At 48.5% G+C, this 23577-nt stretch carries 25 protein-coding genes; 13 read left to right on the top strand and 12 right to left on the bottom strand.

The features are described 5' to 3' along the window. Nucleotides 1-2 precede the first annotated feature (2 nt). The 5 genes from I4W93_RS13725 to trpA are packed head-to-tail and all read left to right on the top strand — an operon-like array spanning nucleotide 3 to nucleotide 4991. Nucleotides 3-593, top strand: coding sequence for an aminodeoxychorismate/anthranilate synthase component II (locus I4W93_RS13725; RefSeq protein ID WP_205312698.1), 591 nt, complete (start codon nucleotides 3-5; stop codon nucleotides 591-593). Next, nucleotides 590-1627: an anthranilate phosphoribosyltransferase gene (gene trpD / locus I4W93_RS13730; RefSeq protein WP_205312701.1), complete on the top strand. Its 1038-nt coding sequence runs from the start codon at nucleotides 590-592 to the stop codon at nucleotides 1625-1627. Before I4W93_RS13725 ends, trpD begins: the two co-directional genes overlap by 4 nt. Then, nucleotides 1620-3011 carry a bifunctional indole-3-glycerol-phosphate synthase TrpC/phosphoribosylanthranilate isomerase TrpF gene (gene trpCF, locus I4W93_RS13735; protein WP_205312710.1) on the top strand — a complete coding sequence of 464 codons (1392 nt, stop codon included), beginning with the start codon at nucleotides 1620-1622 and terminating at the stop codon, nucleotides 3009-3011. Before trpD ends, trpCF begins: the two co-directional genes overlap by 8 nt. Further along, entirely contained in the window at nucleotides 3004-4194 is a 1191-nt protein-coding gene (gene trpB / locus I4W93_RS13740; protein WP_205312718.1) for a tryptophan synthase subunit beta, read from the top strand. The genes trpCF and trpB overlap by 8 nt, the downstream gene beginning before the upstream one ends. After that, the gene (trpA, locus tag I4W93_RS13745) at nucleotides 4191-4991 is read left to right on the top strand and encodes a tryptophan synthase subunit alpha (RefSeq protein WP_205312726.1); all 801 of its coding nucleotides are present in this window, start codon (nucleotides 4191-4193) and stop codon (nucleotides 4989-4991) included. Before trpB ends, trpA begins: the two co-directional genes overlap by 4 nt. A gap of 17 nt (nucleotides 4992-5008) precedes the next feature. Here the strand turns inward: trpA and I4W93_RS13750 are convergent, their stop codons facing one another. After that, on the bottom strand, nucleotides 5009-5758 hold the full coding sequence (locus I4W93_RS13750) for a substrate-binding periplasmic protein (RefSeq protein WP_205312729.1): 750 nt from the start codon (nucleotides 5756-5758) through the stop codon (nucleotides 5009-5011). Between the two features lie 154 nt (nucleotides 5759-5912). On the opposite strand from I4W93_RS13750, the gene I4W93_RS13755 reads away from it, so the two are divergent. The 3 genes from I4W93_RS13755 to I4W93_RS13765 all read left to right on the top strand — a co-directional run bounded on the left by I4W93_RS13755 (nucleotide 5913) and on the right by I4W93_RS13765 (nucleotide 10778). Continuing rightward, entirely contained in the window at nucleotides 5913-6401 is a 489-nt protein-coding gene (locus I4W93_RS13755; protein WP_205312732.1) for an FKBP-type peptidyl-prolyl cis-trans isomerase, read from the top strand. A gap of 210 nt (nucleotides 6402-6611) precedes the next feature. After that, a complete protein-coding gene (gene hemH, locus I4W93_RS13760; protein ID WP_205312734.1) occupies nucleotides 6612-7697 on the top strand; it encodes a ferrochelatase in 1086 nt (361 codons plus the stop codon). A gap of 9 nt (nucleotides 7698-7706) precedes the next feature. Then, on the top strand, nucleotides 7707-10778 hold the full coding sequence (locus tag I4W93_RS13765; RefSeq protein WP_205312743.1) for a transglycosylase domain-containing protein: 3072 nt from the start codon (nucleotides 7707-7709) through the stop codon (nucleotides 10776-10778). Here the strand turns inward: I4W93_RS13765 and I4W93_RS13770 are convergent. Further along, entirely contained in the window at nucleotides 10775-11764 is a 990-nt protein-coding gene (locus tag I4W93_RS13770; protein WP_205312745.1) for a GGDEF domain-containing protein, read from the bottom strand. The genes I4W93_RS13765 and I4W93_RS13770 overlap by 4 nt on opposite strands. Nucleotides 11765-11871: 107 nt before the next feature. Next, entirely contained in the window at nucleotides 11872-12459 is a 588-nt protein-coding gene (locus I4W93_RS13775) for an HAD family hydrolase (protein WP_205312748.1), read from the bottom strand. Nucleotides 12460-12617: 158 nt separating this feature from the next. Here I4W93_RS13775 and I4W93_RS13780 point away from each other — a divergent pair, with 158 nt between their 5' ends. Both I4W93_RS13780 and I4W93_RS13785 read left to right on the top strand, forming a co-directional pair. Next, nucleotides 12618-13031 carry a YccF domain-containing protein gene (locus I4W93_RS13780; RefSeq protein WP_205312751.1) on the top strand — a complete coding sequence of 138 codons (414 nt, stop codon included), beginning with the start codon at nucleotides 12618-12620 and terminating at the stop codon, nucleotides 13029-13031. Nucleotides 13032-13052: 21 nt separating this feature from the next. Beyond that, nucleotides 13053-13391 carry an MGMT family protein gene (locus tag I4W93_RS13785; protein ID WP_205312754.1) on the top strand — a complete coding sequence of 113 codons (339 nt, stop codon included), beginning with the start codon at nucleotides 13053-13055 and terminating at the stop codon, nucleotides 13389-13391. On the opposite strand, the gene I4W93_RS13790 is transcribed toward I4W93_RS13785, so the two are convergent. The 4 genes from I4W93_RS13790 to I4W93_RS13805 form a co-directional block, all read right to left on the bottom strand. Further along, a complete protein-coding gene (locus tag I4W93_RS13790) occupies nucleotides 13388-13678 on the bottom strand; it encodes a hypothetical protein (protein ID WP_205312757.1) in 291 nt (96 codons plus the stop codon). The two genes, I4W93_RS13785 and I4W93_RS13790, sit on opposite strands and share 4 nt — an antisense overlap. Then, nucleotides 13675-14196 (bottom strand): hypothetical protein, encoded by a 522-nt coding sequence (locus tag I4W93_RS13795; RefSeq protein ID WP_205312760.1) that lies wholly within the window; start codon nucleotides 14194-14196, stop codon nucleotides 13675-13677. Before I4W93_RS13795 ends, I4W93_RS13790 begins: the two co-directional genes overlap by 4 nt. A 12-nt stretch (nucleotides 14197-14208) precedes the next feature. Then, the gene (locus I4W93_RS13800; RefSeq protein ID WP_205312763.1) at nucleotides 14209-14565 is read right to left on the bottom strand and encodes a hypothetical protein; all 357 of its coding nucleotides are present in this window, start codon (nucleotides 14563-14565) and stop codon (nucleotides 14209-14211) included. 234 nt (nucleotides 14566-14799) lie between these two features. Then, nucleotides 14800-15174, bottom strand: a complete 375-nt coding sequence (locus tag I4W93_RS13805) for a VOC family protein (protein WP_205312765.1) — start codon at nucleotides 15172-15174, stop codon at nucleotides 14800-14802. A 171-nt stretch (nucleotides 15175-15345) separates the two neighbouring features. On the opposite strand from I4W93_RS13805, the gene I4W93_RS13810 reads away from it, so the two are divergent. Continuing rightward, nucleotides 15346-16044: a YebC/PmpR family DNA-binding transcriptional regulator gene (locus I4W93_RS13810; protein ID WP_205312769.1), complete on the top strand. Its 699-nt coding sequence runs from the start codon at nucleotides 15346-15348 to the stop codon at nucleotides 16042-16044. A 60-nt stretch (nucleotides 16045-16104) separates the two neighbouring features. On the opposite strand, the gene I4W93_RS13815 is transcribed toward I4W93_RS13810, so the two are convergent. Then, nucleotides 16105-18288, bottom strand: a complete 2184-nt coding sequence (locus I4W93_RS13815; protein WP_205312772.1) for a M3 family metallopeptidase — start codon at nucleotides 18286-18288, stop codon at nucleotides 16105-16107. Between the two features lie 304 nt (nucleotides 18289-18592). Continuing rightward, nucleotides 18593-18790, bottom strand: a complete 198-nt coding sequence (locus I4W93_RS13820; protein ID WP_205312774.1) for a CsbD family protein — start codon at nucleotides 18788-18790, stop codon at nucleotides 18593-18595. Nucleotides 18791-19000: 210 nt separating this feature from the next. On the opposite strand from I4W93_RS13820, the gene I4W93_RS13825 reads away from it, so the two are divergent. Then, nucleotides 19001-20209, top strand: coding sequence for a dipeptidase (locus tag I4W93_RS13825; RefSeq protein ID WP_205312777.1), 1209 nt, complete (start codon nucleotides 19001-19003; stop codon nucleotides 20207-20209). Nucleotides 20210-20270: 61 nt separating this feature from the next. On the opposite strand, the gene I4W93_RS13830 is transcribed toward I4W93_RS13825, so the two are convergent. Then, on the bottom strand, nucleotides 20271-20978 hold the full coding sequence (locus I4W93_RS13830; protein WP_205312780.1) for a DUF445 domain-containing protein: 708 nt from the start codon (nucleotides 20976-20978) through the stop codon (nucleotides 20271-20273). 170 nt (nucleotides 20979-21148) lie between these two features. On the opposite strand from I4W93_RS13830, the gene yjjX reads away from it, so the two are divergent. After that, nucleotides 21149-21667: an inosine/xanthosine triphosphatase gene (gene yjjX, locus I4W93_RS13835; RefSeq protein ID WP_205312782.1), complete on the top strand. Its 519-nt coding sequence runs from the start codon at nucleotides 21149-21151 to the stop codon at nucleotides 21665-21667. A 2-nt stretch (nucleotides 21668-21669) separates the two neighbouring features. Here yjjX and I4W93_RS13840 read toward each other — a convergent pair whose 3' ends face one another. Together I4W93_RS13840 and bdpA are read right to left on the bottom strand one after the other, a co-directional pair. Further along, nucleotides 21670-21858 (bottom strand): hypothetical protein, encoded by a 189-nt coding sequence (locus tag I4W93_RS13840; protein ID WP_205312785.1) that lies wholly within the window; start codon nucleotides 21856-21858, stop codon nucleotides 21670-21672. A gap of 171 nt (nucleotides 21859-22029) precedes the next feature. Then, a complete protein-coding gene (gene bdpA, locus I4W93_RS13845; RefSeq protein ID WP_205312787.1) occupies nucleotides 22030-23526 on the bottom strand; it encodes a BAR domain-like protein A BdpA in 1497 nt (498 codons plus the stop codon). Between the last annotated feature and the right edge of the window lie 51 nt (nucleotides 23527-23577).

The raw sequence follows: 23577 nt of genomic DNA on the forward strand, positions 1-23577 counted from the left end.
TGATGGCCGTTATTTATTTACTCGACAATATCGACTCCTTTACCTACAACCTGGTCGATGAATTTGCCCAGTTGGGCTACAGCGTGAAGCTGTATCGCAATACGGTGCCAGCAGACTACATCTATCAGCAAATGTTGACTGAAACAGAACCGGTATTACTGGTGTTATCACCAGGCCCCGGCAGCCCAGGCCAGGCAGGTAGCATGCCGGCACTGCTAAAGCTGTGTGATACAAGCTTTCCGGTTCTCGGTATCTGCCTGGGCCATCAGGCTATTGTAGAGCACTTTGGCGGCGTGGTTGGCCGGGCCGGTGAAACCGTACATGGTAAAACCGCGGCCATTACCTTGCAGGAACATCCGTTATTTGCCGGTTTACCCAAGCCTTTTTTAGTGGCGCGTTATCACTCGCTAATGGCCACCAAAATGCCCAAGGCGTTAACCTTGCTGGCTAACGACAGACACATTCCAATGGCGGTGATTAACGAAGATAAACGCATGCTGGGCTTTCAGTTTCACCCCGAGTCTATTCTGACAACCCTTGGTAAACCGTTGTTAAAAAAAAGCATTGATTATTTATTACGGGGCAGAGCATGACCGATAACATTCTATCCACAGTACAACACAGCCTGAGTGGCAAATCGCTGAGCTTTTCCCAGGCAGAGCAGTTTTTTAGCGCCGTGGTGCAAGGTGAAGTTGAGCCAATACATCTGACGGCGCTTTTGGTTGCCCTTAAAATGCGCGGTGAAACTGCCGATGAAATTGCCGGTGCCGCCAGCGCTTTGCGTGCTGCCGCTACGCCTTTCCCGCGCCAGATCAGTGGAGGTATCGACTGCTGTGGCACCGGTGGTGACGGCAGCAATACCATTAATATCTCCAGCACGGCCGCCATAGTCGGCGCGGCTATGGGTTTAAAGGTGGTAAAACACGGCAACCGCAGTGTGTCATCGCGCTCCGGCTCGGCCGATTTACTCGAACAGCTGGGTGTAAATATCCAAATGACGCCACAGCAGGCGGCCAATACACTTGCACAGACTAATTGCAGTTTTTTATTTGCACCGCTGTACCATGCCGGCATTAAACACGCTATGCCGGTACGTAATGCACTGAAAAGCCGCACGCTGTTTAATTTACTAGGCCCGCTGGTTAACCCTGCTGCACCGGATTTTCAGTTGCTTGGCGTGTATGATGCAAACCTATGCCGCGTAATGGCGCAGGCGCTGCAGCAACTCGGTGTAAAACGCGCCTGGGTAGTACACGGCAGTGGCTGTGATGAAATAGCGCTGCACGGCACCACCTATGTCTGTGAATTAAAAGACGGCGAGCTGACTGAGTTTAGTCTGACCCCGGACGATTTTGGTGTTGCGCTTACACCGCTGAGTGCTTTGACAGGTGGTGAGCCAACTGACAATGCCGCCGCTACGCTGGCCATTTTACAAGGCGAAGGCCAAGATGCCCATAAGGCGGCAGTGGCGATAAATGTGGCAGCGATGCTGAAAATTGCCGGCATAGGTGATGATTTGAAAGTAAATACCCGGGCGGTGCTGGAGCTGTTAAGCAGCAATAAGGCTTTTACTACCCTGTCGCAGTTTAAACACCTTAGTCAAAGCAAGGAGCAAGCAAATGGCTGAACAAATGCCGAATGTGCTAGCGAAAATTGTTGCGCATAAAGCTGGCGAAGTAGCCGCGCTTAAAGCCGCGCAACCGCTGACAACTTTTGTGGCAGAGATAAAACCGACAGAGCGTGACTTTCTGGCGGCGCTTAAGCAAGCAGGCCCGCGCTTTATCCTGGAGTGTAAAAAAGCCTCGCCGTCAAAAGGGTTGATCCGCAGTGATTTTAATCTTGCAGAATTAGCACAGGTTTACGGCCAATACGCTGATTGTATTTCGGTACTCACTGACGAGACGTTCTTTCAGGGCAGGTATGAATACCTGCGCACCATGCGTGAATTAGTCGATAAACCGCTACTGCATAAAGATTTTATTATCGACAGCTACCAAATTTACTTAGGCCGTCACTGTGGCGCCGACGCAGTATTGCTGATGTTATCGGTGCTAAGTGATGACGAGTACCAAAGCCTTGCCGCCACCGCCAACGAGCTGAACATGACAGTGCTAACCGAAGTCAGTAATGAGGCAGAAACCCTGCGTGCAGTGGCACTGAATGCGCAGCTTATCGGCATTAATAACCGTGACCTGCGCGATTTAAGCACCAATTTAGACACCAGTTTTGCGCTGGCTAAACTGATCCCTGAGGGCAGAACGGTAGTATCAGAGTCCGGTATTTATACTAACCAGCAAGTGCGGCACTTAGCCCAGGTAGCCGATGCATTTTTAGTCGGCAGCTCGTTAATGGCACAAACCGACTTAGCTGCAGCGACCCGGGAATTAGTGCTGGGCGAGCACAAAGTATGCGGCTTAACCCGGCCGGAAGACGCCGCTGCCGCGCACCGCAGTGGAGCTTGTTTCGGCGGGCTGATTTTTTATCCGCCATCAAAGCGCAATGTTACGCCAGAGCAAGCCAAAGCCGTGCAGCAGGGTGCAGCACTCAAGTATGTCGGCGTCTTTGTTGACGCTAAACCGGGCGAAGTGGCGCAGTTAGCTCAAAGCTTAGCGCTTAGCGCCGTGCAGTTGCATGGTGACGAAGACGATAACTATATCAGTGCGCTAAAGCCGCTGTTACCGCCACAGTGCCAGATTTGGAAAGCCTACCGGGTAAAAGATGCACTACCCGAATTTAGCGCGCTGGCCGACCGTATCTTGCTGGATGCCTATCATCCACAGCAACATGGCGGCAGTGGCTGCAGCTTTAACTGGGCCTTGGTTGCAAAGCAAAACAGCAGCCAGCCGATTATGCTGGCCGGAGGTTTATCACCGGATAACTGCTTAGCTGCGGCCAGATTGCCCGTTGCCGGGCTAGATTTCAATTCAGGGCTGGAAACTGCGCCTGGCATCAAAGATGCGGCAAAAATTCAGTCAGCTTTTACACTATTGCGGGAGTTTCACCATGAGTGAGCTAAAACTTAACCCTTATTTTGGCCAGTACGGCGGCATGTTTGTGCCGCAGCTACTGGTGCCGGCCTTGAAACAGCTGGAGCAAGCCTATGTCGATGCGTTAGAAGATCCGGCCTTTCATGCCGAGTTTCAACAGCTGTTAACCGAATACGCCGGCCGGCCAACGCCGCTTACGCTGTGTCGCAATATTTCGCCCAACCCATTGGTTAAAATTTACTTAAAACGCGAAGACTTATTGCACGGCGGTGCGCACAAAACTAATCAGGTACTGGGCCAGGCGCTGCTAACTAAACGCATGGGTAAAAAAGAAGTCATCGCCGAAACCGGTGCCGGCCAGCATGGTGTGGCAACGGCGTTAGCCTGTGCGTTACTGGGCCTGAAGTGCCGCATTTATATGGGTGCCAAAGATATTGAACGCCAGCAGCCGAACGTGTTTCGTATGAAGCTGATGGGTGCTACCGTTATTCCGGTAACCAGCGGCAGCGGCACGCTAAAAGATGCGGTAAACGAAGCAATGCGCGACTGGTCCGCCACTTATGACAGCACGCATTATATGCTGGGCACCGCGGCCGGCCCACACCCGTTCCCAACCATAGTGCGTGATTTTCAAAAGATGATTGGCGAAGAAGCCAAGCAACAAATCTTAAAAGCCGAAGGCAAGCTGCCTGACGCGGTAATTGCCTGTGTCGGCGGCGGCTCAAATGCGATTGGCATGTTCGCAGATTTTATCGCTGAAGAGGGCGTAAAACTGATTGGTGTAGAACCCGGTGGTAAAGGCATTAACACCCATCAACATGGTGCAGCTCTGTCTACCGGCAGCTACGGTATTTTGCATGGCGCTTACACCGCTATTATGCAAACCACTGACGGCCAGATTGAAGAGTCTTACTCTATTTCAGCCGGCCTCGACTATCCGGCCGTGGGCCCGCAGCATACCCATTTGCAGCAAATTGGCCGCGCCGAATATGTGGCCATTAACGACGATGAAGCCTTGGCCGCCTTTCAGCAATTGGCGAAAAGCGAAGGCATTATTCCGGCATTGGAAAGCTCGCATGCGCTGGCTTATGCCTTAAAACTGGCCGCGCAGGCGACAGAGCCAACTGTGTTACTGGTAAATTTATCCGGCCGAGGCGATAAAGACTTAGCTCATGTACATAGCGTATTAGCAGGAGGCCAATTATGAAGCGTTATCAGCAGATGTTTGACCGCTTAAACCGCGAAGGCCGCGGCGCTTTTGTGCCCTTTGTCACCATTGGCGACCCGTCAGCGGAGCTGTCATTTGAGATCATTAAAACCCTGATTGACGCCGGTGCCGATGCGCTGGAGTTGGGTATCGCCTTTTCAGACCCGATAGCCGATGGTCCGACGATCCAGGGCGCTAATATCCGTGCCTTAGCGGCCGGCGTAACACCCGCCATCAGCTTTGATGTGCTTAGTAAAGTTCGCGCTTACCACCCCACTATCCCTATTGGCTTGCTGTTGTACTCCAACTTGGTGATGGCGCGCGGTATCGACGACTTTTACGCTAAAGCGGCAGCTGCCGGAGTGGATTCGGTGTTAATAGCCGATGTGCCACTACATGAAAGCAAGCTGTTTCGCCAAAGCGCTATAAAACATGACATCGCACCAATCTTTGTAGTGCCGCCTAATGTTGACGATGATGACCTGCGCGAAATTGCCTCTTATGGCCGCGGTTACACTTATCTGTTAAGCCGCGCCGGCGTAACCGGTACCGAAACGGTTGCCGCCATGCCGACCAGCGAACTGATAGCCCGTATTCGCAGCTATAATCCGGCGCCACCGCTGCTGGGCTTTGGCATCTCCACGCCAGCGCATGTTAAAGATGCCATTCAAAGCGGTGCCGCCGGTGCTATCTCCGGTTCGGCCATTGTTAAACTGATTGAGCAGCACCAACACGAACCAGCAACCTTGCTGGCGCAGTTGAAGCAATTTATCAGCGGTATGAAAGCCGCTACCTAAAACAGATCGACAGCCTGTTACTGCGGCAGGCTGTCGGTAAGTTGGTACTTCTGTTTTAACGCGTTAATTTGCTCGTTATGACTAAGCAAAAAACGGTTAAACTGCTGCAACACCTGCGGATGACGAATGGTAGACAAATGAAAGCTCACCCGTGTCATCGGCAGCTGGCTGGCCACCACCAAAGCTCCCTCTTGCTGCTGATCACGTAAAATTTGCTGCGCTACATTGTACTCCACATCAGCGCCGTCTAACTGACCACGCAACACCAAATTAAGCGCTGATACCGCATTGGGTACTTCATATAATTTAAATTTATGTTCACCGCGCATCGCCAACCAGGCAATGGGTGTAAAGCCATGTATCACAGCAAGCGTGCGAAACTGCGTAAGATTAATCTCTTTGTTAGCTGGCAGCACTAAGGTAGTGCCCAGATTATAAATAACCGGCTCACTGAATATCCGGCTAGCTTGCGAGTCCTGATATTTCGCCCAGTTAGAGTTATCCGGGTAGATAAAATCTACCAAATTATCCAGCTCATGATACAAACGCTTTACCGGCAACGGCTGGAAGCTGAATTGATAGCCTTGCTCTTTCGCAAAGAGTTGCAGCACTTCATTGGCAAAAGCGGTACTATCCGGCGCAGTAAAATCGTAATGCGGATAAAAATTGATGTCTTCCGTACCAATCGTAAACTTGGTTTTCGCCCATGCAGCAGGCGCAACACAGAACCACAGTGTGACAATAATTGCGACTACATATCTGCCCATAGTTAACTATCCGAATTAATAGCTACTGTCATACAGCAGTGTAGTGAGCAAATACTAAAGCGCCAACTGCTACTTTCGCTGCAAATGCGAAAATCTGTCGATTTTTCTCCATCTGAGCGGGATAATGGCCGTTTTATTTAAGCGGAAAGAAATTATGCAAATTGGCAATAATAGCGTAGTACAGTTTCATTACACTCTTAGCGATGCGGCAAGCGGCAAGCAGATTGAGTCATCACAAGGTAGCCACCCACTGTTGTACTTGCACGGCCATGAACAAATGCTGCCAGCATTAGAGCAAGCGTTGAATGGTAAAACCAGCGGTGACAAACTCGACATTACCTTAACGCCCGAGCAAGCCTACGGTGAGCGCGATGAAGATGCCGTCCAAAGTGTGCAAGTAAAACACCTGATGGGCGCTAAGAAGTGGCAACCAGGCATGACTGCGGTTATACAAACCGAGCAAGGCCAACGCCAGGTTACTATCGTAAAAATGGGTATGTTTAAAGCCGACGTTGACACTAACCATCCGTTAGCTGGTAAAACCCTGCAATTTGCCATTGAAATATTGTCAGTACGAGCAGCAACCGATGACGAAATTGCTCACGGTCATGCCCATGGCGAAGGCGGTCATCATCACCATTAATACCTGAGCGGGCCGCTATTGCAGCCCGTTTTTTTTGGTTTGCACTGCAATTATTTGCACTGATAGCCGTTAAGTAGATTAAATTTCACTCCAGCTTACTTATCCACTGCAGAAACTGCTAAGATCGGCTTAGGCTTTAAATCAGGTAAACTGTCCGCGCAGCGCCAGCGTATTATCAGTTCCTTTAGCAAGAAGAGCAGCCATTCTGTTATGCGTTATATCAACACCCCCAACTTCGACCACAAGCAAAGCGACAAAATTGGCATTCTGCTAACCAACCTCGGCACTCCCGATGAACCTACGCCCAAGGCGCTTAAACGCTATTTAAAGCAATTTTTATCCGACCCCCGAGTAGTAGAGGTGCCACGGTTGTTATGGTGGCTAATATTAAATTGCGTTATTTTACAGTTTCGGCCACGCCGCTCAGCCAAAGCCTACGCCACAGTATTTACTGAGCAGGGCTCACCGTTATTGTTTCATACTCAGGCGCAGCGCGATGCGGTTGCGGCCAAGCTGCAGCAAGATGGCCTGAACGATGTGGTGGTAGAATTTGCTATGCGCTATGGCAACCCCAGTTTTGATAGTGTGCTGGAAAAAATGTTTGCCCAAGGCGTACGCAAGTTGGTGGTACTACCATTGTACCCACAGTATTCTGCCTCCACCTCAGCCTCAACCTTTGATGAACTGGCTCGCAACTTTATGTGCCGACGCTGGCTACCAGATTTACGTTTTGTCTCGCATTATCCTGATTACGCACCTTTTATTAAGGCTGCGGCCGATAAGATTCGTCGCCACTGGCAACAGCATGGCCAAGCCGATAGATTAATTTTGTCTTATCACGGCATTCCCAAGCGTTATTTACTCAATGGCGACCCGTATCACTGTGAATGCTATAAAACTTCGCGCTTAATTGCAGAGCAACTTGGGCTGAACAAAGAGCAGTATATAACCACGTTTCAGTCTCGCTTTGGCCGAGAAGAGTGGTTAAAACCCTATACCGATGAAACGTTAAAAGCCTTGCCGGCACAAGGCGTGAAAAGTGTGCAAATTTTTTGTCCGGGCTTTTCCGCTGATTGTCTGGAAACCATTGAAGAAATTGGCGAAGAAAACAAAGAATACTTTTTACATGCCGGCGGCCAGCGCTATGAGTACATCAGTGCATTAAATGCCGAGCCAGAACATATTGAGGCCCTGTGTCAGCTAATTAACGACAATTTACACGGCTGGCAGGTTAACCACTTGCCACAACGGGCTGAGCTTGCAGAACAACTGAAACATGAAAAATACGGAGACTAATTCGCTTGTATGAGCGCACCACAAGGTCATCAGCCCAGAACTGAACCCACATTAAATGCCAAGCCGCTGTTACAGCGCATGACATTCGACAATGTGCGGGAAACTCCGTACGTCAAGCCGCCACAACCGCCAGTGAGTTATGTACGGGTGCTATTGCTACTGACAGCGATATTACTGGCGCTTTTTATTTATCAGGAAAGCCGCAACCATTTTTATCAATCGACGTTCTGGCATTGGTATGCCAGCAAACTACGCTATAACCTGCAAGACGGTGCGGCAACCCAGATATACTACCCGCCAGCAGGGCCGTTCGACCAGCGTTTTGGCTACCATCAACTGCCTCTGTGGTTGGAAAACTTGCAGCAGGTTGGCTTTCGTATTGTAGAGCAGCAGCAATTTTCGGATGAATTAATGCGCTACAGCGATTACGGCTTTTATCCACCATACCAAGAAAAACCACACGCTGGCCTCACCATTAACAGCTGCACCGCAGAAACGCTGTATCAGGCAAAGTCACCGGCTATGCAGTTTGATCACTTTAGCCAGATCGCCCCATTTATTGTGCAAAGCTTATTATTTGTCGAAGACCGCAGCTTACTGACACCAGAGCACAACCGTGCTAACCCGGTACTGAATATACCGCGACTGGGCGCCGCAGTATTGTCGCAATTACAACGTGCCGCAGGCATTCCGGCAGCAGCCGCAGGCGGCAGTACACTAGCTACTCAGCTAGAAAAATATCGCCACTCACCACAAGGGCTTACGTCAGATATTGCAGATAAATTTCGTCAGCTGGTTTCTGCCAGTGTGCGTGTGTATCAATCCGGGACAGACACCAGCGAGGCACGCCAACGCATTGTATTAGACTATCTAAATACCGTGCCGCTAGCAGCGACACCAGGTTTTGGCGAAGTAAACGGCATTGCAGAGGGTTTGTATGCCTGGTTTGGTGCTGCACCAGAGCACGTTAACCAGTTACTGTTGCAAAGTGGCCCCTACTCCGAGCAGCAAGGCGCGGCCCTAAAGCAAGTTATTGCGCTTATTATCGCGCAGCGACGACCATCGTATTACTTGATCCAGGGTAGAGCTGATCTAGAGCAGCTGAGCAATCGCTATATCGCGTTGATGCAGCAACAAGCTGTAATACCTGCGGCGCTGGCAACAAAGGCAATACAACAGTCGCTGGCTTTTAATGGCAAAGCCGCAGCAAACACACCGCCAGGTGCGGACTTTAAAGCCAATACCATGGTGCGCAATCGTTTAAGTCAATTACTGGGACAAAACCTCTATCAGTTAGACCGGCTGGATTTACAAAGCCAAACCACGTTGCACAGTAAACTGCAACGCGATATCAGCCAACATCTACATCAGCTAAGCCGTTATGAACCGGCACAACAAGCAGGGCTGTTCGCTGACCGACTATTACTGGCGGGGCAGCAAGACAAAATGCGCTACAGCTTTACCTTGTATCAAAGTACTGATAACGGCAACAAAGTGCGGGTGCAGACCGACAATACTGATCAACCATTCGACATGAATGATGCCAGTAAGCTTGAATTGGGCTCGACTGCCAAGCTGCGCGTGTTGGTAAGCTACCTGCAAATTATTGCCGAGCTACACCGCTTATACGCCGAAGAGCCAAGCGAAACGTTGCAGTTTCTTGACATTGCACCACAAGACAACCTGACCAGCTGGGTGGTTAATTACCTTACGGCGCATCCTGGTATCACACTAGACAACATACTGCAGGCAGCCTTAGAACGTCGCTACAGCGCTAACCCTAAAGAAAGTTTTTATACCGGCGGAGGCTTGCACACCTTTAATAACTTTCGTCAGGAAGAAGACAAACTTAACCCAACAATAGCCGAAGCATTGCAGCAATCGATTAATTTGCCATTTGTACGCTTGTTGCAGGATATGGTGAACTACAGTATTTATCATGGCGAAAACAGCAGTTATCAGTTGCTGGCCGATGATGACAATCCGCGTCGCGATCAATATCTACGTCGCTTTGCCGACCGCGAGGGCGGCACCTTTTTACGACGTTTCTGGAAAAAGTACCAAGGCGTAAACGCAGAGCAGCGCCTGCAGTTGTATATCGCCAGCAGTCGGCAAACACCAGAGCGCCTGGCGGTAGCTTATCTGTATATTGCACCACGCAGCACCCCGGAACAGTTTATTACCTTGATGCAGCAGCAATTCAGTAGTAACGAGCAGACTACAAAAAGCTGGCTGGCTTTGTTTGATAAATATCAAGCCGATGTATTCAGCCTGCCCGATCGTGCTTACCTGTCACGTAGTCACCCGCTTGAGCTTTGGTTATTAAAATACTTACACCAGCATCCTGAGGCCAATCTGCAACAGGCTATTGCCGACAGCAGTGAGCAGCGACAGGAAGTGTATCAGTGGTTATTTAAAACCCGCTTTCGCAGCGCCCGCGACAATCGTATTCACAACATGTTGGAAATTGAAGCCTTTTGGGATTTACATCAACGCTGGCAAAGACTGGGTTATCCATTTGATTATTTGGTGCCGTCGCTGGCTACCGCACTTGGAAGCTCCGGAGACCGCCCAGCAGCCCTGGCTGAACTCATAGGCATCATTATTAACAACGGTAAACGCTTGCCTACCATACGCATAGACAACATGACATTTGCCAGTAATACGCCGTACCATACCCGTTTGGACAGGCCATTATTCCAAACACAACAGGTGCTGGATCCAGAAGTGGCTGCGGCAGCTAAAACGGCTTTAGAGCAAGTAGTAACAGCGGGTACAGGCAGGCGGTTACAATCAGCCTATGCCGATGCACAACTGGCTATAGGCGGCAAAACCGGCACCGGAGATAACAGGCTGGTTCAGCTAAATGCAAAAGGCCAACATGTGAGCTCCAAAGCACTAAATCGTACGGCAACCTTTGCGTTTTATCTTGGTTATCAACATTTCGGCGTACTAACCGCTTACGTACCCGATGCTGCTGCAGAGCAATTTAGCTTTACGTCAGCTTTACCACTACAAGTAATGAACAGCATGGCGCCCATTTTAACGCCTTATTTGCAGTCGCAACATTGGTGTCATTAGCCAATGACAACCTTGTTTCTGCCCTCGTGCTTCGCCTGATACAGCGCCATATCTGCGCGATGTAGCCAGGTTTCCCAGTCTTCATTGGCCTGTAGCTGGGCCACACCGATAGACGTAGTCAGCACTGTATTATCTGGCAGCGTCATTCTTTGCTGCACACCACTGCGTAACTTTTCGGCCAGATTACTGAGATCTACCGGCTTAACATCAGCCACCAGCACCACAAACTCTTCGCCGCCAAAACGAAACACCTTATCGCTCTGGCGTAGCAAAGATTGCAACACCGGCACCAACTCGATTAGCGTCTTGTCGCCCACCTTATGCCCATGTTTATCGTTAATTTGCTTAAAATGATCTAAGTCCAGTAACAGCAAACCATATTGACGGCCATTTTTAGCACATTCATTAATGGCTACAGCCAGCTGATCATTTAAGGTACGTCGGTTCGAAGCTCCGGTTAAACTGTCGGTAGTGGCCAATCGCTGTAGTTCACGGCGCTGAACCTGAGCACGGTAAGCAAAAATAAATGAAAATACGCTGGTTATCGTGGTAGTGACAAAAAACGCCATCATTTGAAAGGTACTGGCAAATATAGCGCCAGGATAAAGCTGAGCGATCATAAACAACGACGTTAGCAACAACACTAATAGCGTAAAAGCCCGGATGGGCGATACCAGAAAAAAAATGAACACTAAAAACGGATACACCCAAAACAAGCCATCGGCACCCAAGCTGATACATACCAGCAATGCACCGGCACAAAATACCAATGCCATAACCAACCCCGGCTTTACGGTGTCGCCTGTACGCCACGCGGCACGGGTTGCTACGATGGCGCACACTACGATGCACATATCAGCGATGCCGACTATATAATTGCCCGTAGTCAAGCGATAGACACCGTAAGGGGTAACGCATAGCACAATAATGGCGCCGACCAGGGTTAGCATAGCCAAATAAAAGTCATCTTTTAGCCGTTTAAACACTTATTCCTTCCCCGACACTCACTAAATTATTGTTTATTAATATAGAAGCATCCTAACGCATTCAAGAACTAGATTGCAAAACAGCAACAATATTAGATTGTGACAGCCTAACGTGCTAAAGCCCGTGCAAGTTCATCAAAATGACTAAAACTCCAGTCTGCCTGTACAGCAAAGTGCTGATTATGCGAATTCAGGTAAAGGCAGGATGGCATGCCTGCATTGGCAGCTGTTTGCAGGTCAAAAATATAATCGCCAACATACAACATCTGCTGTACCGGCAGCTGCAAATCATGTGCAAAGCGCAGTAATCCTTCCGGATTTGGTTTAGCCGCACAATCCTCACGCGTCAGTACCCGCTCTATCGGGATCTGCAAGCGCTGCAGCGTCAATTGTGTCGCTGCACGCATATTACGTGTCAATATAGCCATCGGCATGCGCTGGCTAGATAATTGCTGTAGGCAACGTTCAGCGCCAGGCATCCAGCTAGCGTGCGCAGCCCCCCGAAGTTCGTGCTGACAAATAATCTCATGCGCCCGGTTGTACTCATCAGTATTATCCAGCTGTGCCAGACGCTCAAGTAACGGTGTGCCTGTCGGCCAGCCAACATCGCGGCATATGGATGCAAAATCCAGCGCCGAATCAACTAGAGTGCCATCTAAATCAAATACTACTGCCTCAATATGCTGTAACTGCAACTATTTACTCCTGTCGTAATGGTCTAATTCACTAAAAATCAGTCAAATGCATATATTGCACACTCACCTAAATTAATTAGGTCATTGTTTTTAAACACCAAAACCTTTGGCATGGCTTCTGCAGTTAAACAATATTATTCGTTATTAAAGGAACATCAATGAGTATTTTCAGATTGCTTTTTAATATACTGTGGTTTGTCCTGGGTGGTTTTGTTATGGGTGCGCTTTGGTGGCTTGCTGGGCTGGTTTGTTTTATCAGCATTATAGGCATTCCCTTTGGCCGTAGCTGCTTTGTGATTGGCGAAATGGCGTTTTGGCCATTTGGTCAAGATGCGGTCAACCGCCGTTATATAAATCGTTATGACGACATTGGCACTGGCACCTTAGGTACGCTTGGTAATATTATCTGGTTTCTATGTTTTGGGATTTGGCTGGCGCTGGGACATTTATGCCATGCTGTAGTGTGTTTTATCAGTATTATTGGTATCCCTTTTGGCATTCAGCATCTTAAGCTGGCAGTGCTATCACTGGCGCCGATTGGTAAAACGGTAATAGGACGTCAGGCCATCTAATGCAGGAAACCAGGCACAATCATGCAAAATCAAAATTATCGCCGGATTTGGCAAACTGTACTGCAAATTCCCAGCGGCAAGGTTGCCAGCTACGGCCAGATTGCCGATTTAGCTGGCTTGCCAGGACGTGCCAGACTGGTTGGCAAAGCACTAGGTTATGCTCCGGAAGAACTAGCGGTGCCGTGGTACCGGGTATTGCGCAGCGACCGAAGCCTGGCATTTACGCCCGGCTCAGCAAGCGCTGAAGAGCAGCGGCATCGCTTACTTAGTGAAGGTGTGTTGCTTATAAACTATCGGGTGCAAGCACAATATCTGTGGCAACCCGATTTGGCGGAGTTGTTGTTTAAACTGCAATATTAAAGCCGATTTAAGCGCTGTTTTGAGCGCATCAATGCTTCTTGTTCATACGTTTCCATATATTCAGCCAGATCGCCTTTCCATTGTTCGTCAACCTGCTCAGACGCGTCTTTCATCAGACCAACTTCTAGTTGATCACGACGCACTAACAACTTATGCGCCCGACTGTGCATTTCCAATTCAACTTCAGCCTGGATCTGGCTAATAGAACGCAGTACACCAAGCTTTTTATAAGCCCAAAAGGCCAGCAAATTAATGGCCACAATGACCAACGCCAGAATGACCGTCATAAAGTTGATCCTGCTTTCATAAATCGTTGACCTAACTTAAGTTCAAATACCCAGCTAATAATAATAATAGGAACCAGTACGATATTAAGTGCCGGGATCGCATGTTGATAAAATTGCTGGAAAAACTCAGTGTTAAATACGAAACGATCAACAAAGCGCAACGTTTGCAAGGTGGCAAAAGTGACAAAGAAAATGCCGACCAGGTTAGCGATAAAACATACATTTTGATTGAGCAATTGATGAAACTTATACAGTAAAAACAGTGCCAGCACGTCAATCACGGCGAAACTGGCATACCAGGTGAACTTAGCAAAAAGCTCGGGCTGGGTTGCATACTGATACAATATTGGTGATAGCGACGTCATGGCACCATTTGCAACGGTCAGCACTATTAAGGTTATAACAAATGACGATACCTTACGTTGAAATAACATTGCCAAAACCAGCAAAGCAAAATACGCCACAAAGATTATTTTATCTAAAGCAAAAAGTACGCTATCGATCGATGACCAACTCATGCAAATCCCTCATTACGGCTTTGGTGGTTCTATTCCTGCGCCATTACCTAAAGTGCTATAAACCGGTTCTGATTTATTAGCGGCCCCTGTTTTCGGTGGCTCAATTCCTGCGCCATTGCCTAAAGTGGTATAAACCGGTTCTGATTTATTAGCTGCCGCAATTTTTGGCGGCTCAATACCTGCGCCATTACCTTGCGCACTATTTGAAAATAGCGCCCGCGCTTGCTCGCTAATTATTACATCATCCAACTGAGCGGAGGGTGTTGCAGCAATAGCATTCGGGCTTTGCAACGGCGTTGTAGCAGCGGCTTTTTCATTAGCGTAAAGTTGCAACTGCGCAGCACTGTTATTGATATTATTCACAAACATAACGTAATCCTTCTTAAGCTAACCTAATCCTAGATACTAGAGCTAACTATGTGCGGGTTCCAGAGTTCAGGCCCTTAAACATCTGACAAAAAACTGATATTTTCTTTTTTTACGCTGTTATCACGAATTCGCAGCCCGAACACGCCCTCGTTTTCGAGTATCGTATTGCAGCTGTTGCTTGATAACTTTTTGATAGAGCACTGGCGCAATTTTTTCCAGAACAGTTTGAACCCATTACTGCCGTGAATGCATACCAACCTTGTTGCCCTCGCTATCGCGAAATATGCCGATAAAACCGTGTTCACCAATACTGGTCTTATTCAGCAGCAACTTACCGCCGCCATGCTCCACCTTAGCCAGCAGCGGAGCTACATCGGCACATTCAAAGTACACCATAGTGCCGCGGTCGCACGGTTCGTAGTCTGGTCCTTGCACCAAAGCACCACTGGCGCCAGCCATTACATGGTCAAACGGAAACATTGCCATTACGTCGGCGCCCATTTCCAGCATCTCAAACTCTACAGCAAAGACATGGTGATAAAAATGTCGTGCCCGAGGCATATCGGTAACAGGTATCTCAAACCACCCCACCGGATTAGGATTAAACATAGCCAATCTCCTACAGTTAAATTGCAAAAAGCCTAGCTTAGCCTACACCTGCCTGCCAGCTTTTATGCCGCGCAATGCAGATTTATTGTAGTGGCTGTTGCGTTAAAAGCCTGCAATTGGCTAGACTAGCGCACTGTTCATTTTGATAGTCAAATTTATGGGAGCGCAATAATGGGCGCACAATGGAAAGCCAAACATAAAATGGATGCGGCCAACGCAAAAGGCCGTATTTTTACTAAGCTGGCAAAAGAGATAGCCGTAGCTGCACGTAATGGTGCCGATCCGGACATGAACTCTAAATTGCGCTCAGCTATTGAAGCGGCAAAAAAGGCATCCATGCCCAAAGATACGCTGGAGCGGGCAATTAAAAAAGGCGCGGGGTTACTGGACGGCCCGGCCAACTATGAAACCGTCGTGTACGAAGGTTTTGCGCCGCACCAGGTACCGGTAATAGTAGAATGTTTAACAGACAACAAAAACCGCAGTGCCATGAGTATCCGTCAATTATTTCGCAAAGGCCAGCTGGCCACCTCTGGCGCAATATCCTGGGATTTTAAACACTTAGGCCAAATTGAAGCAGAGCCAGACGCTGCGGATGCCGATATGGAAGTGGCCGCGATAGAAGCAGGCGCTCAAGACTTTGAAGCCGGTGATGATAATGAAGTCATATTCTTAACAGAAGCGACCGATTTAGATATGGTAGCCAAAGCACTACCCGAGTTCGGCTATAAAGTACTGACCGCCAAACTGGTTTACCGCGCCAATAACCCGGTATCGCTGGATGATACTCAGCGTGCTGAAGTAGAAGCCTTTTTAGATGCTATAGACGCTGATGACGATGTACAAAACGTCTATGTTGGTCTGGCGTAACGCCAGACCATAAACCCAGACCTTAAACTAAGGGCACCTCGCAGTGCCCTTTTTTTACAACTAATGTGCCGCAGGTAACGGGAAGCCGCGATCACGCATTAGCGCGTCAATTTTAGCATCCCGCCCACGGAAGGCACGGTAAGCCTCAGCCGGGTCAACTGCATTTCGCACACTAAACAGGTGCTGTACTAACTTAGCTGCCACGTCTTTATCGTAGAAGCCACCTGGCGCCTCGGCAAAAGCTTCTGCTGCATCCGAGGTTAACACCTCTGCCCACATATAGCCGTAATAGGCTGCAGCATAGCCTTCGCCAGAGAATACATGGCCAAACTGCGGTGTACGATGGCGCATAACCACCTGTGATGGCATACCCATCGCATTGAGTGTGTCGCGTTCAAACGCATCCGGGTCCAGGTCTTTGGGGTCATCCAGCATGTGCATTTTCAGGTCAATAATGGCCGACGCTAAATATTCCGTGGTTTTGAAGCCCTCATTAAAGGTCGCGGCTTTTTTAATCTTGGCTACCAGTTCTGCCGGCATGGCGGCACCGGTTTTATGATGTATCAAAAACTGATTAATCACCTCATCGGTTAATAGCCAGCGCTCAAGTAGTTGCGACTGAAACTCAGTATAATCACGCACGCCACCATTTAACGTTGGGTAGGTTACCTTTGATGACAACGCATGCAATGCGTGACCGAACTCATGGAAGTAGGTTTCGGCGTCATCCCAGGAAATCAATACGGCTTCACCCGCTGGTGCTTTAATAAAGTTTGAGTTGTTCGATGACAGCACATTTTTTTCACCGTCGTAACTGCTGTAACCGCGGTAGCTAGTGGCCCAGGCACCAGAGCGCTTACCCTGACGGGCAAATGGATCCAGATACCACAAGCCAATATGCTTACTGCTGGTTTTGTCGGTAACTTCCCACACTTTTACATCGGCGTGAAATACCGGAACAGTGCCTTCCGCTACCGGAGTAAAATTAAAGTTGAACAGGCGGCCGGCTACATAAAACATGGCTTCGCGCAGTTTATCTAACTGCAAATATTGCTTAACCTCATCAGAATCAAGATCATACTTGGCTTTACGTACTTGCTCGGCATAAAAGCGATAATCCCAGGCTTCAATGGTAATATCATCACCCTGCTGCTGTGCCAGTGCCTGCATATCGGCCACTTCTTCTTCTACCCTTGCAGTTGCTGCAGGCCATACTGACAGCATCAAATCCATTGCCCGTTCTGGTGTTTGTGCCATCCGGTCCTGCAAACGCCAGGTTGCATAGTTGGCAAAACCTAATAAGCCAACACGTTCATCCCGCAGCGCCATAATTTCGGCTATCAAAGCATTGTTGTCCGTCGCATCGCCGTTATCACCGCGACTGTAGTAAGTTGTCCACACTTGCTTGCGCAGTTCCCGCTCTGTTGAATAGGTTAAAAACGGATCCATTGACGAGCGGGTGTTTGTAATGGCATACATGCCATCTTTACCACGGCTGGATGCTGCTGCGGCAGCTGCGTTTACCAGTGAATCCGGTAAGCCATTAAGTTGTTCCTTGGTTAAAAACAATACATGGTTTTCTTCATCTGCCAATACATTGTTAGAAAACTGGGTGTACAGCTGCGCCAAACGCTGATTAATATCGGCATAGCGCTTTTTCTGCTCGGCGTTTAGCGTGGCACCGTTATTGGCGAAACCTAAATACACCAGTTGCGTCAGCCGTTGTTGCTCCGGGGTTAGGTTTTGCATTTGCTCTGACTGATATACGGCGGCGACGCGCTGAAATAACGCTTCGTTTTGGGTGATTTTAGATGAAAACTCAGACAATTTTGGTGCCATTTCACGCTGTATAGCACGAAACTCTTCAGATGAGTTATTCGCACTCCAGATACCATAGTAGGTAAACACCCGATCGAGTTGAGGGCCAACGCTTTCCATGGCAACTATAGTGTTTTCAAACGTTGGTGCAGCGACATTTGTGGCAATTTTGTCTATGTCGGCTAAATGCGCGGCCATGCCTTGTTCTAATGCTGCTTTCAAATCAGTAAGTTGCATCTGATCAAATGCCGGTACGCCCTGATATGGACCAGTCCAGGGCTTAAGCAGCGCATTGCTTTGTGCTTTAGCGCTGGCTTGAGCACTAGTAGTTTGGTTATTTTGTGCAGCTGGGGCTGAAGTATCATTGCAACCCAATAAACTAACAGATACTAATGCTGTACCCAGCCATAGTGGAATTGATTTCATGCATATCTCCGATGCGGATAAGAGGGAGGCCGCACTGAAGGCTGGCCGCTTTTTAGTTAATATACATCTAGGTATATATTGTTGGCACAATACAGAGTACCGCGGCAAGATTAAAATACGCAATAAAATCATTAAAATAGCAATTCGGGTCGGCATTCTCACGCCAACCTCGGTTTATGGCATTAAATTTATTCGCATATTTAACAATACTTTAGTAAGTCTTCATGCGTCCAATTTAACGAGAAAATGGCCGAGCCAGCATGTCTTTCTGCCAGTCCGACCATTGTTATTCTCACACCAAGCTTTAGTAGCGGCTAAAAAAATCTTCCACCTGTTCCATTGCATCGTTTCGGTCCAGACCATATCTCTCCTGGATGATATCGGCTAGATCATCAAAGCTGCCACGGGATTGCTCCAGTTCGTCGTAGCTTATCTTATCCCACTGCAGTTTTGCTCTGGCGCGCATCTCGCCCCAGTTGCCTTCATAGTATTTGTAGCCCATGCGTATAGTCCTCTGTAGCAAGGTAACGCCTCCGCCGTTGCCGTTAATGCTGTGCAGCCGGCGACCTGACAAGAATTAACTTATCGCATTAAGTGTAGCCGGTGATAATATCAGGCGCTGAAAATTGCTAACTGGTCTGACAGCGCTTGTTCTGCTGCGCTAAACCTGTTGATATATGTTCGATAATTCAATAGAAGAGATAACATAACAATGAAGCTTAACATAAGCCCTATTGCGCTGCTGTGCGGTGCAGCGTTGCTTGGCGGCTGTGCCAGCACAGCGGATAATGCATCAGCAAACAACCAACCAGCTGTTAGTGCTCTGCAATTGGCGCAACAGACCATTATCATCGATACCCACATTGACGTGCCCTACCGGTTGCATAAAGACTGGGAAGACGTTACCCAGGCAACACAACGCGGCGAATTTGATTATCCGCGTGCACAAGCCGGCGGCTTAAATGCACCTTTTATGTCTATTTATATTCCGGCATCCTACGAGCGTAGCGGCGGCGGTTATCAATTGGCAAACCAGCTTATTGACAGCATGGAAGCGCTGGTGGCGCGCGCGCCGGATAAATTCGCCATGGCTTATAGCACCCAAGATGTGATCGAGCAGTTTGGTAGCGCCAAAGTATCGTTAGCGTTAGGTATGGAAAACGGCACACCAATAGCGGGCAAGCTGGAGAACCTGCAACATTTTTACGATCGCGGCATCCGCTACATTACCTTGTCGCACTCTGAAAGCAATCATATTGCCGACTCCAGCTACGACTTGCGCCGCCGCTGGAATGGCTTGAGCCCGTTTGGCAAAGAGCTGGTGGTAGCAATGAACAATATCGGCATGATGATTGATATATCCCATGTTTCAGATGATGCGTTTTATCAAGCTGTTGCGCTAAGCAAAGTTCCGGTTATTGCCTCGCACTCTTCGCTACGCAGCTATACGCCGGGTTTTGAGCGTAATATGGATGACGATATGCTCAAAGCGCTGGCCAAAAACGGCGGTGTTGTGCAAATTAATTTTGGTTCATCTTTTGTCACACAAATGGCCAATCAATACGGTGCTTTGCGTAAAGCCGCGGCAAAACAAGCCGGCGTAGCTGATGACGCCGCGTTTGAGCTGGAATTTCGCAAGAAAAACCCTTACCCCTTTGCTACCTTAGACACGGTGCTAGACCATATTGACCATGTGGTAAAACTGGTTGGCATTGATTATGTCGGCATTGGTTCAGACTACGACGGGGTTGGCGATTCTTTACCTGTGGGTTTAAAAGACGTTGCCAGTTACCCGAACTTAGTAGACGGCTTGCTTAAGCGTGGCTACAGCGCGGTTGATATTGAGAAAATTTTGTCGGGCAATTTCCTGCGGGTATGGCGCGAAGTAGAGCAATACGCAGCCAAACACGCCGCTGGATGAGTGATAAGCTAAATATTTAACAGGCTAAGCGCGGCACAAGCCGCGCCTTTTTTCGGCTAGCTTACTGCACAAACCCCGCCAGCAAACCAATAATGCCACCAAATACTCCACCCCACACCACCAGCCAGCCCAAGTGTTGCCGGATCATTTGCTGAACAATGTCTTTTACCAGCTCGGGGGTTAGCTCGTTTAGGCGCTGCTGCACTATGATATCAACTTGCTGGCGGATCCCCGCCAACTGTTCAGGTTGATCCAACTGCGCCAACACTAACTGGTTAAACTCATCAGACTGCGACACCTCAACCAGTGCCAACTTCAGTTTAGCGATAAACGGCTCTTTTAACGGCAGCAGCGCCGCTGTGCCGCCAAACATCCCAAGCATACCGCCAAACGACGATTGCTCTACCACTTTAACCAGTGAATCAAATGCAGGTGACAAATCACTTTGCTCAATTACGGGTTTAAAATCAAAAGCCTCGCTATGACTCTGCTGCTTCTCAGCTAAAAAACGATCGATATTGTCGCTACTAAAAAACTGCGTCATCACCAACTGATAAATACCACTTTTAAACTGCTCAAACCGCGCCGGTATTACACCAGAGCCATACAGCAGCGGCACTTTTTCAAATAACATATGTACTGCCAGCCAGTTGGTTAACGCACCAGACAACGCGAATAACCCCACGCTCAACAGCAATGGTTGCTGTAAATACCAACCTGCCAGCGTAATTGCTGCGGCTACCCCATTTGTTATCACGTTTTTATTCATGCCTGCCTCAATCTGTTAAAGCCCAAGCCCGGTTAAAACTTGAGCTTTGTTAAACCAACGAGTAATGGCGCCGATTCTAATCAGCTAAACGATTGCGGGCAAGCATTGGCTTCAAGCACTGGTAAATTCAGGTTATGCTGGGCAGGTACAAATGAATAAAGAGAATACACATGAAAGTAGTTGTCGCTTCGGCTAATCCAGCCAAGATACACGCGGTGCACACTGCTCTATCACAAATATTCACCGGCCAACTAATAAACTGTAGTGGGCAAAGTACTTTGTCTGGCGTGGCTGCCCAACCAATGAGTAGTGCAGAAACTTTACAAGGCGCACTTAACCGGCTCCAGGCTGTTGTAGATAACACACCGGGGGCAGATTATTATGTAGCCATGGAAGCTGGTCTGGATGGAGATTGCAGCTTCGCCTGGATTGCTATTTCACATCAGGGCTGCATTAGTAAAACCCGTTCTGCCAGTTTACCGTTGCCGCCGGCAGCGCTGTTAGCAATACAGCAGGGGGAAGAATTAGGTGATGTTATGGATCGAATGTTCGCGCAACACAATGTGAAACAACAAGGTGGGGCCATTGCCATGCTGACTAATCATCTGCTGACACGTTCAGGTGTGTATCAGCAAGCCATTATTCTGGCAATGATCCCGTTTATGCAGCCGCAGTTATTTAAACAATAAGCTTAGTTATAACCTAACACCGCACAATGTGTCGTGTCGTTTTCACGCCGTGCTGACTGTTGCTGCTGCGCATCGTCATCACTGTATACCATGGTTAATGCCTGGCGTTCTTGCTGGGTTAAATCGACTGCTTTTTGCTGTTGAAAGAAAAAACGATGTTGTTGCGCTTTGCTTTGTTTTACCGCACTCATAACCGACTCCTGTATTAAAACGCAGGAATGTCAGTAATCACTATCACCAACATGCCTTTAAGTATGCTTTAAGCATAGTCGCCGTAAACTGAGCAGTAGCTGAACCAAACAAAAAAGTAACAATTTGTCGCGGTCACATTGTCACAAGGTTGCCACGACTAATCAGTAACTTCACAAATAAGCGCGATTAAACGACTCCTTTGACTGCTGCAGGTAGCCCCGCGCCTTTTGCGCATGATGGTCCCAGGCTTGTTTGTCGGCGGCATCGGTAAACGGGTTTTGGCTGCTATTAATTGAACGTTCAAACCGGTCGTAGTAAGTCAACATGGCAGAAGTGATCTGATTAAACTGATCTTTATAGCTTTGTGTTTGTTCAAGCTGCTCTGAGGTCTTCAATACAAACCGCACCAGGTCTGTATTATTGCCTTCATTCAGGTAGCTGTTGGCCTTCAGGCTAATATTGCCTGCTACCTCCTGCATCAACTTCTGCCGCACTGTTTCGTCTTTACTCAACGCCCGGCTCACTGTTTCCTGCGAGCGTGCCATGCTGGCGTGCTGCAAGGTATCGCGTAGTTGTTTGTCCAGGTTACGGCGGAAACTGTCGATGTTTTTTTGAATATTAATAAGGTCCATATCCAATGCGCTAACTTGCTGTAACTCTTTCTCCAACTCAGCGAGAAAGCGTTCGGCGTCCTGATATATTTGCAAACCGTTTTGTTCGGCAAATTTACGATCTGCGCGGCTTAAACCAGCATCGCTATAGCTGGATTTGTCAAAACTGGATGCCAGAAAGGATTTAAACGGCTCGGCAAACGCTGAATAAGCGCCGCCACTGACTACGTTCAAGGTTGCTGTAGCCAAATCGCCAAATGGCTTTAGCATCGAACTCAGGCGTGCTTGCTGTAGCGGTGTAGTAACACGCTTTGTATTGCCAATAATGTTACGAAAGCTGGCATAGGCCATTGGGTTTGCCATTTTGTTGCGCTCTGAACCGGCTAACGCCAGTGCTATACCTGCGTGTAACGCATTGGCATACTCCAGATACTGGCGCTGTAAATCTAATTGGGCCGCGTAATTAACACCAAGTGTGCGAAACGACTCGGCCTGCAAGGCAATATTTTGATCCTGGCGCAATTTATCTAAGATACCACTAACAATACGCTGTTCGTTTTTTTGTAATGCCGTGGCCAATAAAATGCGCTCAATCTGCACATCGTCAATGTCAATGATGCCATTGGTGGTTTCAATATCCAGCCGTAAATAGCGCCGAGCAGGGTCGTCTATAGACACCCTGTGGGCCTTATAATTTACGTCACCACCGCTGTGTTCAATTAACGCCACAGGCTGCCACAAGGCATCTATGTTGGGTAAATCAGATACCAGCACATGAATGCGGTAGGCGGTAATATCCGTCGCGGGCTTAACCCACAGCTCCAACACACCCATTTCATTAATGGCGACTTTGCTAAATAGCACACTATTACCGGACTGACAGCGCAGTGCCAGCTCGCCGGAGCGGGCGATTGCCAGCAGCGGTTGGCACTCCCCCAGCTGACGCCAGGCATTGGCATCATGCTGTTCAAACCCATCACTAAATACAATGACCGACGCTTGTGCGAATGCACCTGGCAGCCACATAGCACACAATAACGCAATAATATTACGCATCGAAACTCCGGATCGGGAACTTAGGTCATACCGCCGGCTGGCGGTTGAAGG

The sequence above is a fragment of the Rheinheimera maricola genome, from assembly GCF_016918075.2.
GTDB lineage: Bacteria > Pseudomonadota > Gammaproteobacteria > Enterobacterales > Alteromonadaceae > Alishewanella > Alishewanella maricola_A.

Coding starts and splice junctions, on each gene's coding strand:
- I4W93_RS13725 (WP_205312698.1), top strand. CDS start 3: ATGGCCGTTATTTATTTACTCGACAATATCGACTCCTTTACCTACAAC.
- trpD (WP_205312701.1), top strand. CDS start 590: ATGACCGATAACATTCTATCCACAGTACAACACAGCCTGAGTGGCAAA.
- trpCF (WP_205312710.1), top strand. CDS start 1,620: ATGGCTGAACAAATGCCGAATGTGCTAGCGAAAATTGTTGCGCATAAA.
- trpB (WP_205312718.1), top strand. CDS start 3,004: ATGAGTGAGCTAAAACTTAACCCTTATTTTGGCCAGTACGGCGGCATG.
- trpA (WP_205312726.1), top strand. CDS start 4,191: ATGAAGCGTTATCAGCAGATGTTTGACCGCTTAAACCGCGAAGGCCGC.
- I4W93_RS13750 (WP_205312729.1), bottom strand. CDS start 5,758: ATGGGCAGATATGTAGTCGCAATTATTGTCACACTGTGGTTCTGTGTT.
- I4W93_RS13755 (WP_205312732.1), top strand. CDS start 5,913: ATGCAAATTGGCAATAATAGCGTAGTACAGTTTCATTACACTCTTAGC.
- hemH (WP_205312734.1), top strand. CDS start 6,612: ATGCGTTATATCAACACCCCCAACTTCGACCACAAGCAAAGCGACAAA.
- I4W93_RS13765 (WP_205312743.1), top strand. CDS start 7,707: ATGAGCGCACCACAAGGTCATCAGCCCAGAACTGAACCCACATTAAAT.
- I4W93_RS13780 (WP_205312751.1), top strand. CDS start 12,618: ATGAGTATTTTCAGATTGCTTTTTAATATACTGTGGTTTGTCCTGGGT.
- I4W93_RS13785 (WP_205312754.1), top strand. CDS start 13,053: ATGCAAAATCAAAATTATCGCCGGATTTGGCAAACTGTACTGCAAATT.
- I4W93_RS13790 (WP_205312757.1), bottom strand. CDS start 13,678: ATGACGGTCATTCTGGCGTTGGTCATTGTGGCCATTAATTTGCTGGCC.
- I4W93_RS13795 (WP_205312760.1), bottom strand. CDS start 14,196: ATGAGTTGGTCATCGATCGATAGCGTACTTTTTGCTTTAGATAAAATA.
- I4W93_RS13800 (WP_205312763.1), bottom strand. CDS start 14,565: ATGTTTGTGAATAATATCAATAACAGTGCTGCGCAGTTGCAACTTTAC.
- I4W93_RS13805 (WP_205312765.1), bottom strand. CDS start 15,174: ATGTTTAATCCTAATCCGGTGGGGTGGTTTGAGATACCTGTTACCGAT.
- I4W93_RS13810 (WP_205312769.1), top strand. CDS start 15,346: ATGGGCGCACAATGGAAAGCCAAACATAAAATGGATGCGGCCAACGCA.
- I4W93_RS13815 (WP_205312772.1), bottom strand. CDS start 18,288: ATGAAATCAATTCCACTATGGCTGGGTACAGCATTAGTATCTGTTAGT.
- I4W93_RS13820 (WP_205312774.1), bottom strand. CDS start 18,790: ATGGGCTACAAATACTATGAAGGCAACTGGGGCGAGATGCGCGCCAGA.
- I4W93_RS13825 (WP_205312777.1), top strand. CDS start 19,001: ATGAAGCTTAACATAAGCCCTATTGCGCTGCTGTGCGGTGCAGCGTTG.
- I4W93_RS13830 (WP_205312780.1), bottom strand. CDS start 20,978: ATGAATAAAAACGTGATAACAAATGGGGTAGCCGCAGCAATTACGCTG.
- yjjX (WP_205312782.1), top strand. CDS start 21,149: ATGAAAGTAGTTGTCGCTTCGGCTAATCCAGCCAAGATACACGCGGTG.
- I4W93_RS13840 (WP_205312785.1), bottom strand. CDS start 21,858: ATGAGTGCGGTAAAACAAAGCAAAGCGCAACAACATCGTTTTTTCTTT.
- bdpA (WP_205312787.1), bottom strand. CDS start 23,526: ATGCGTAATATTATTGCGTTATTGTGTGCTATGTGGCTGCCAGGTGCA.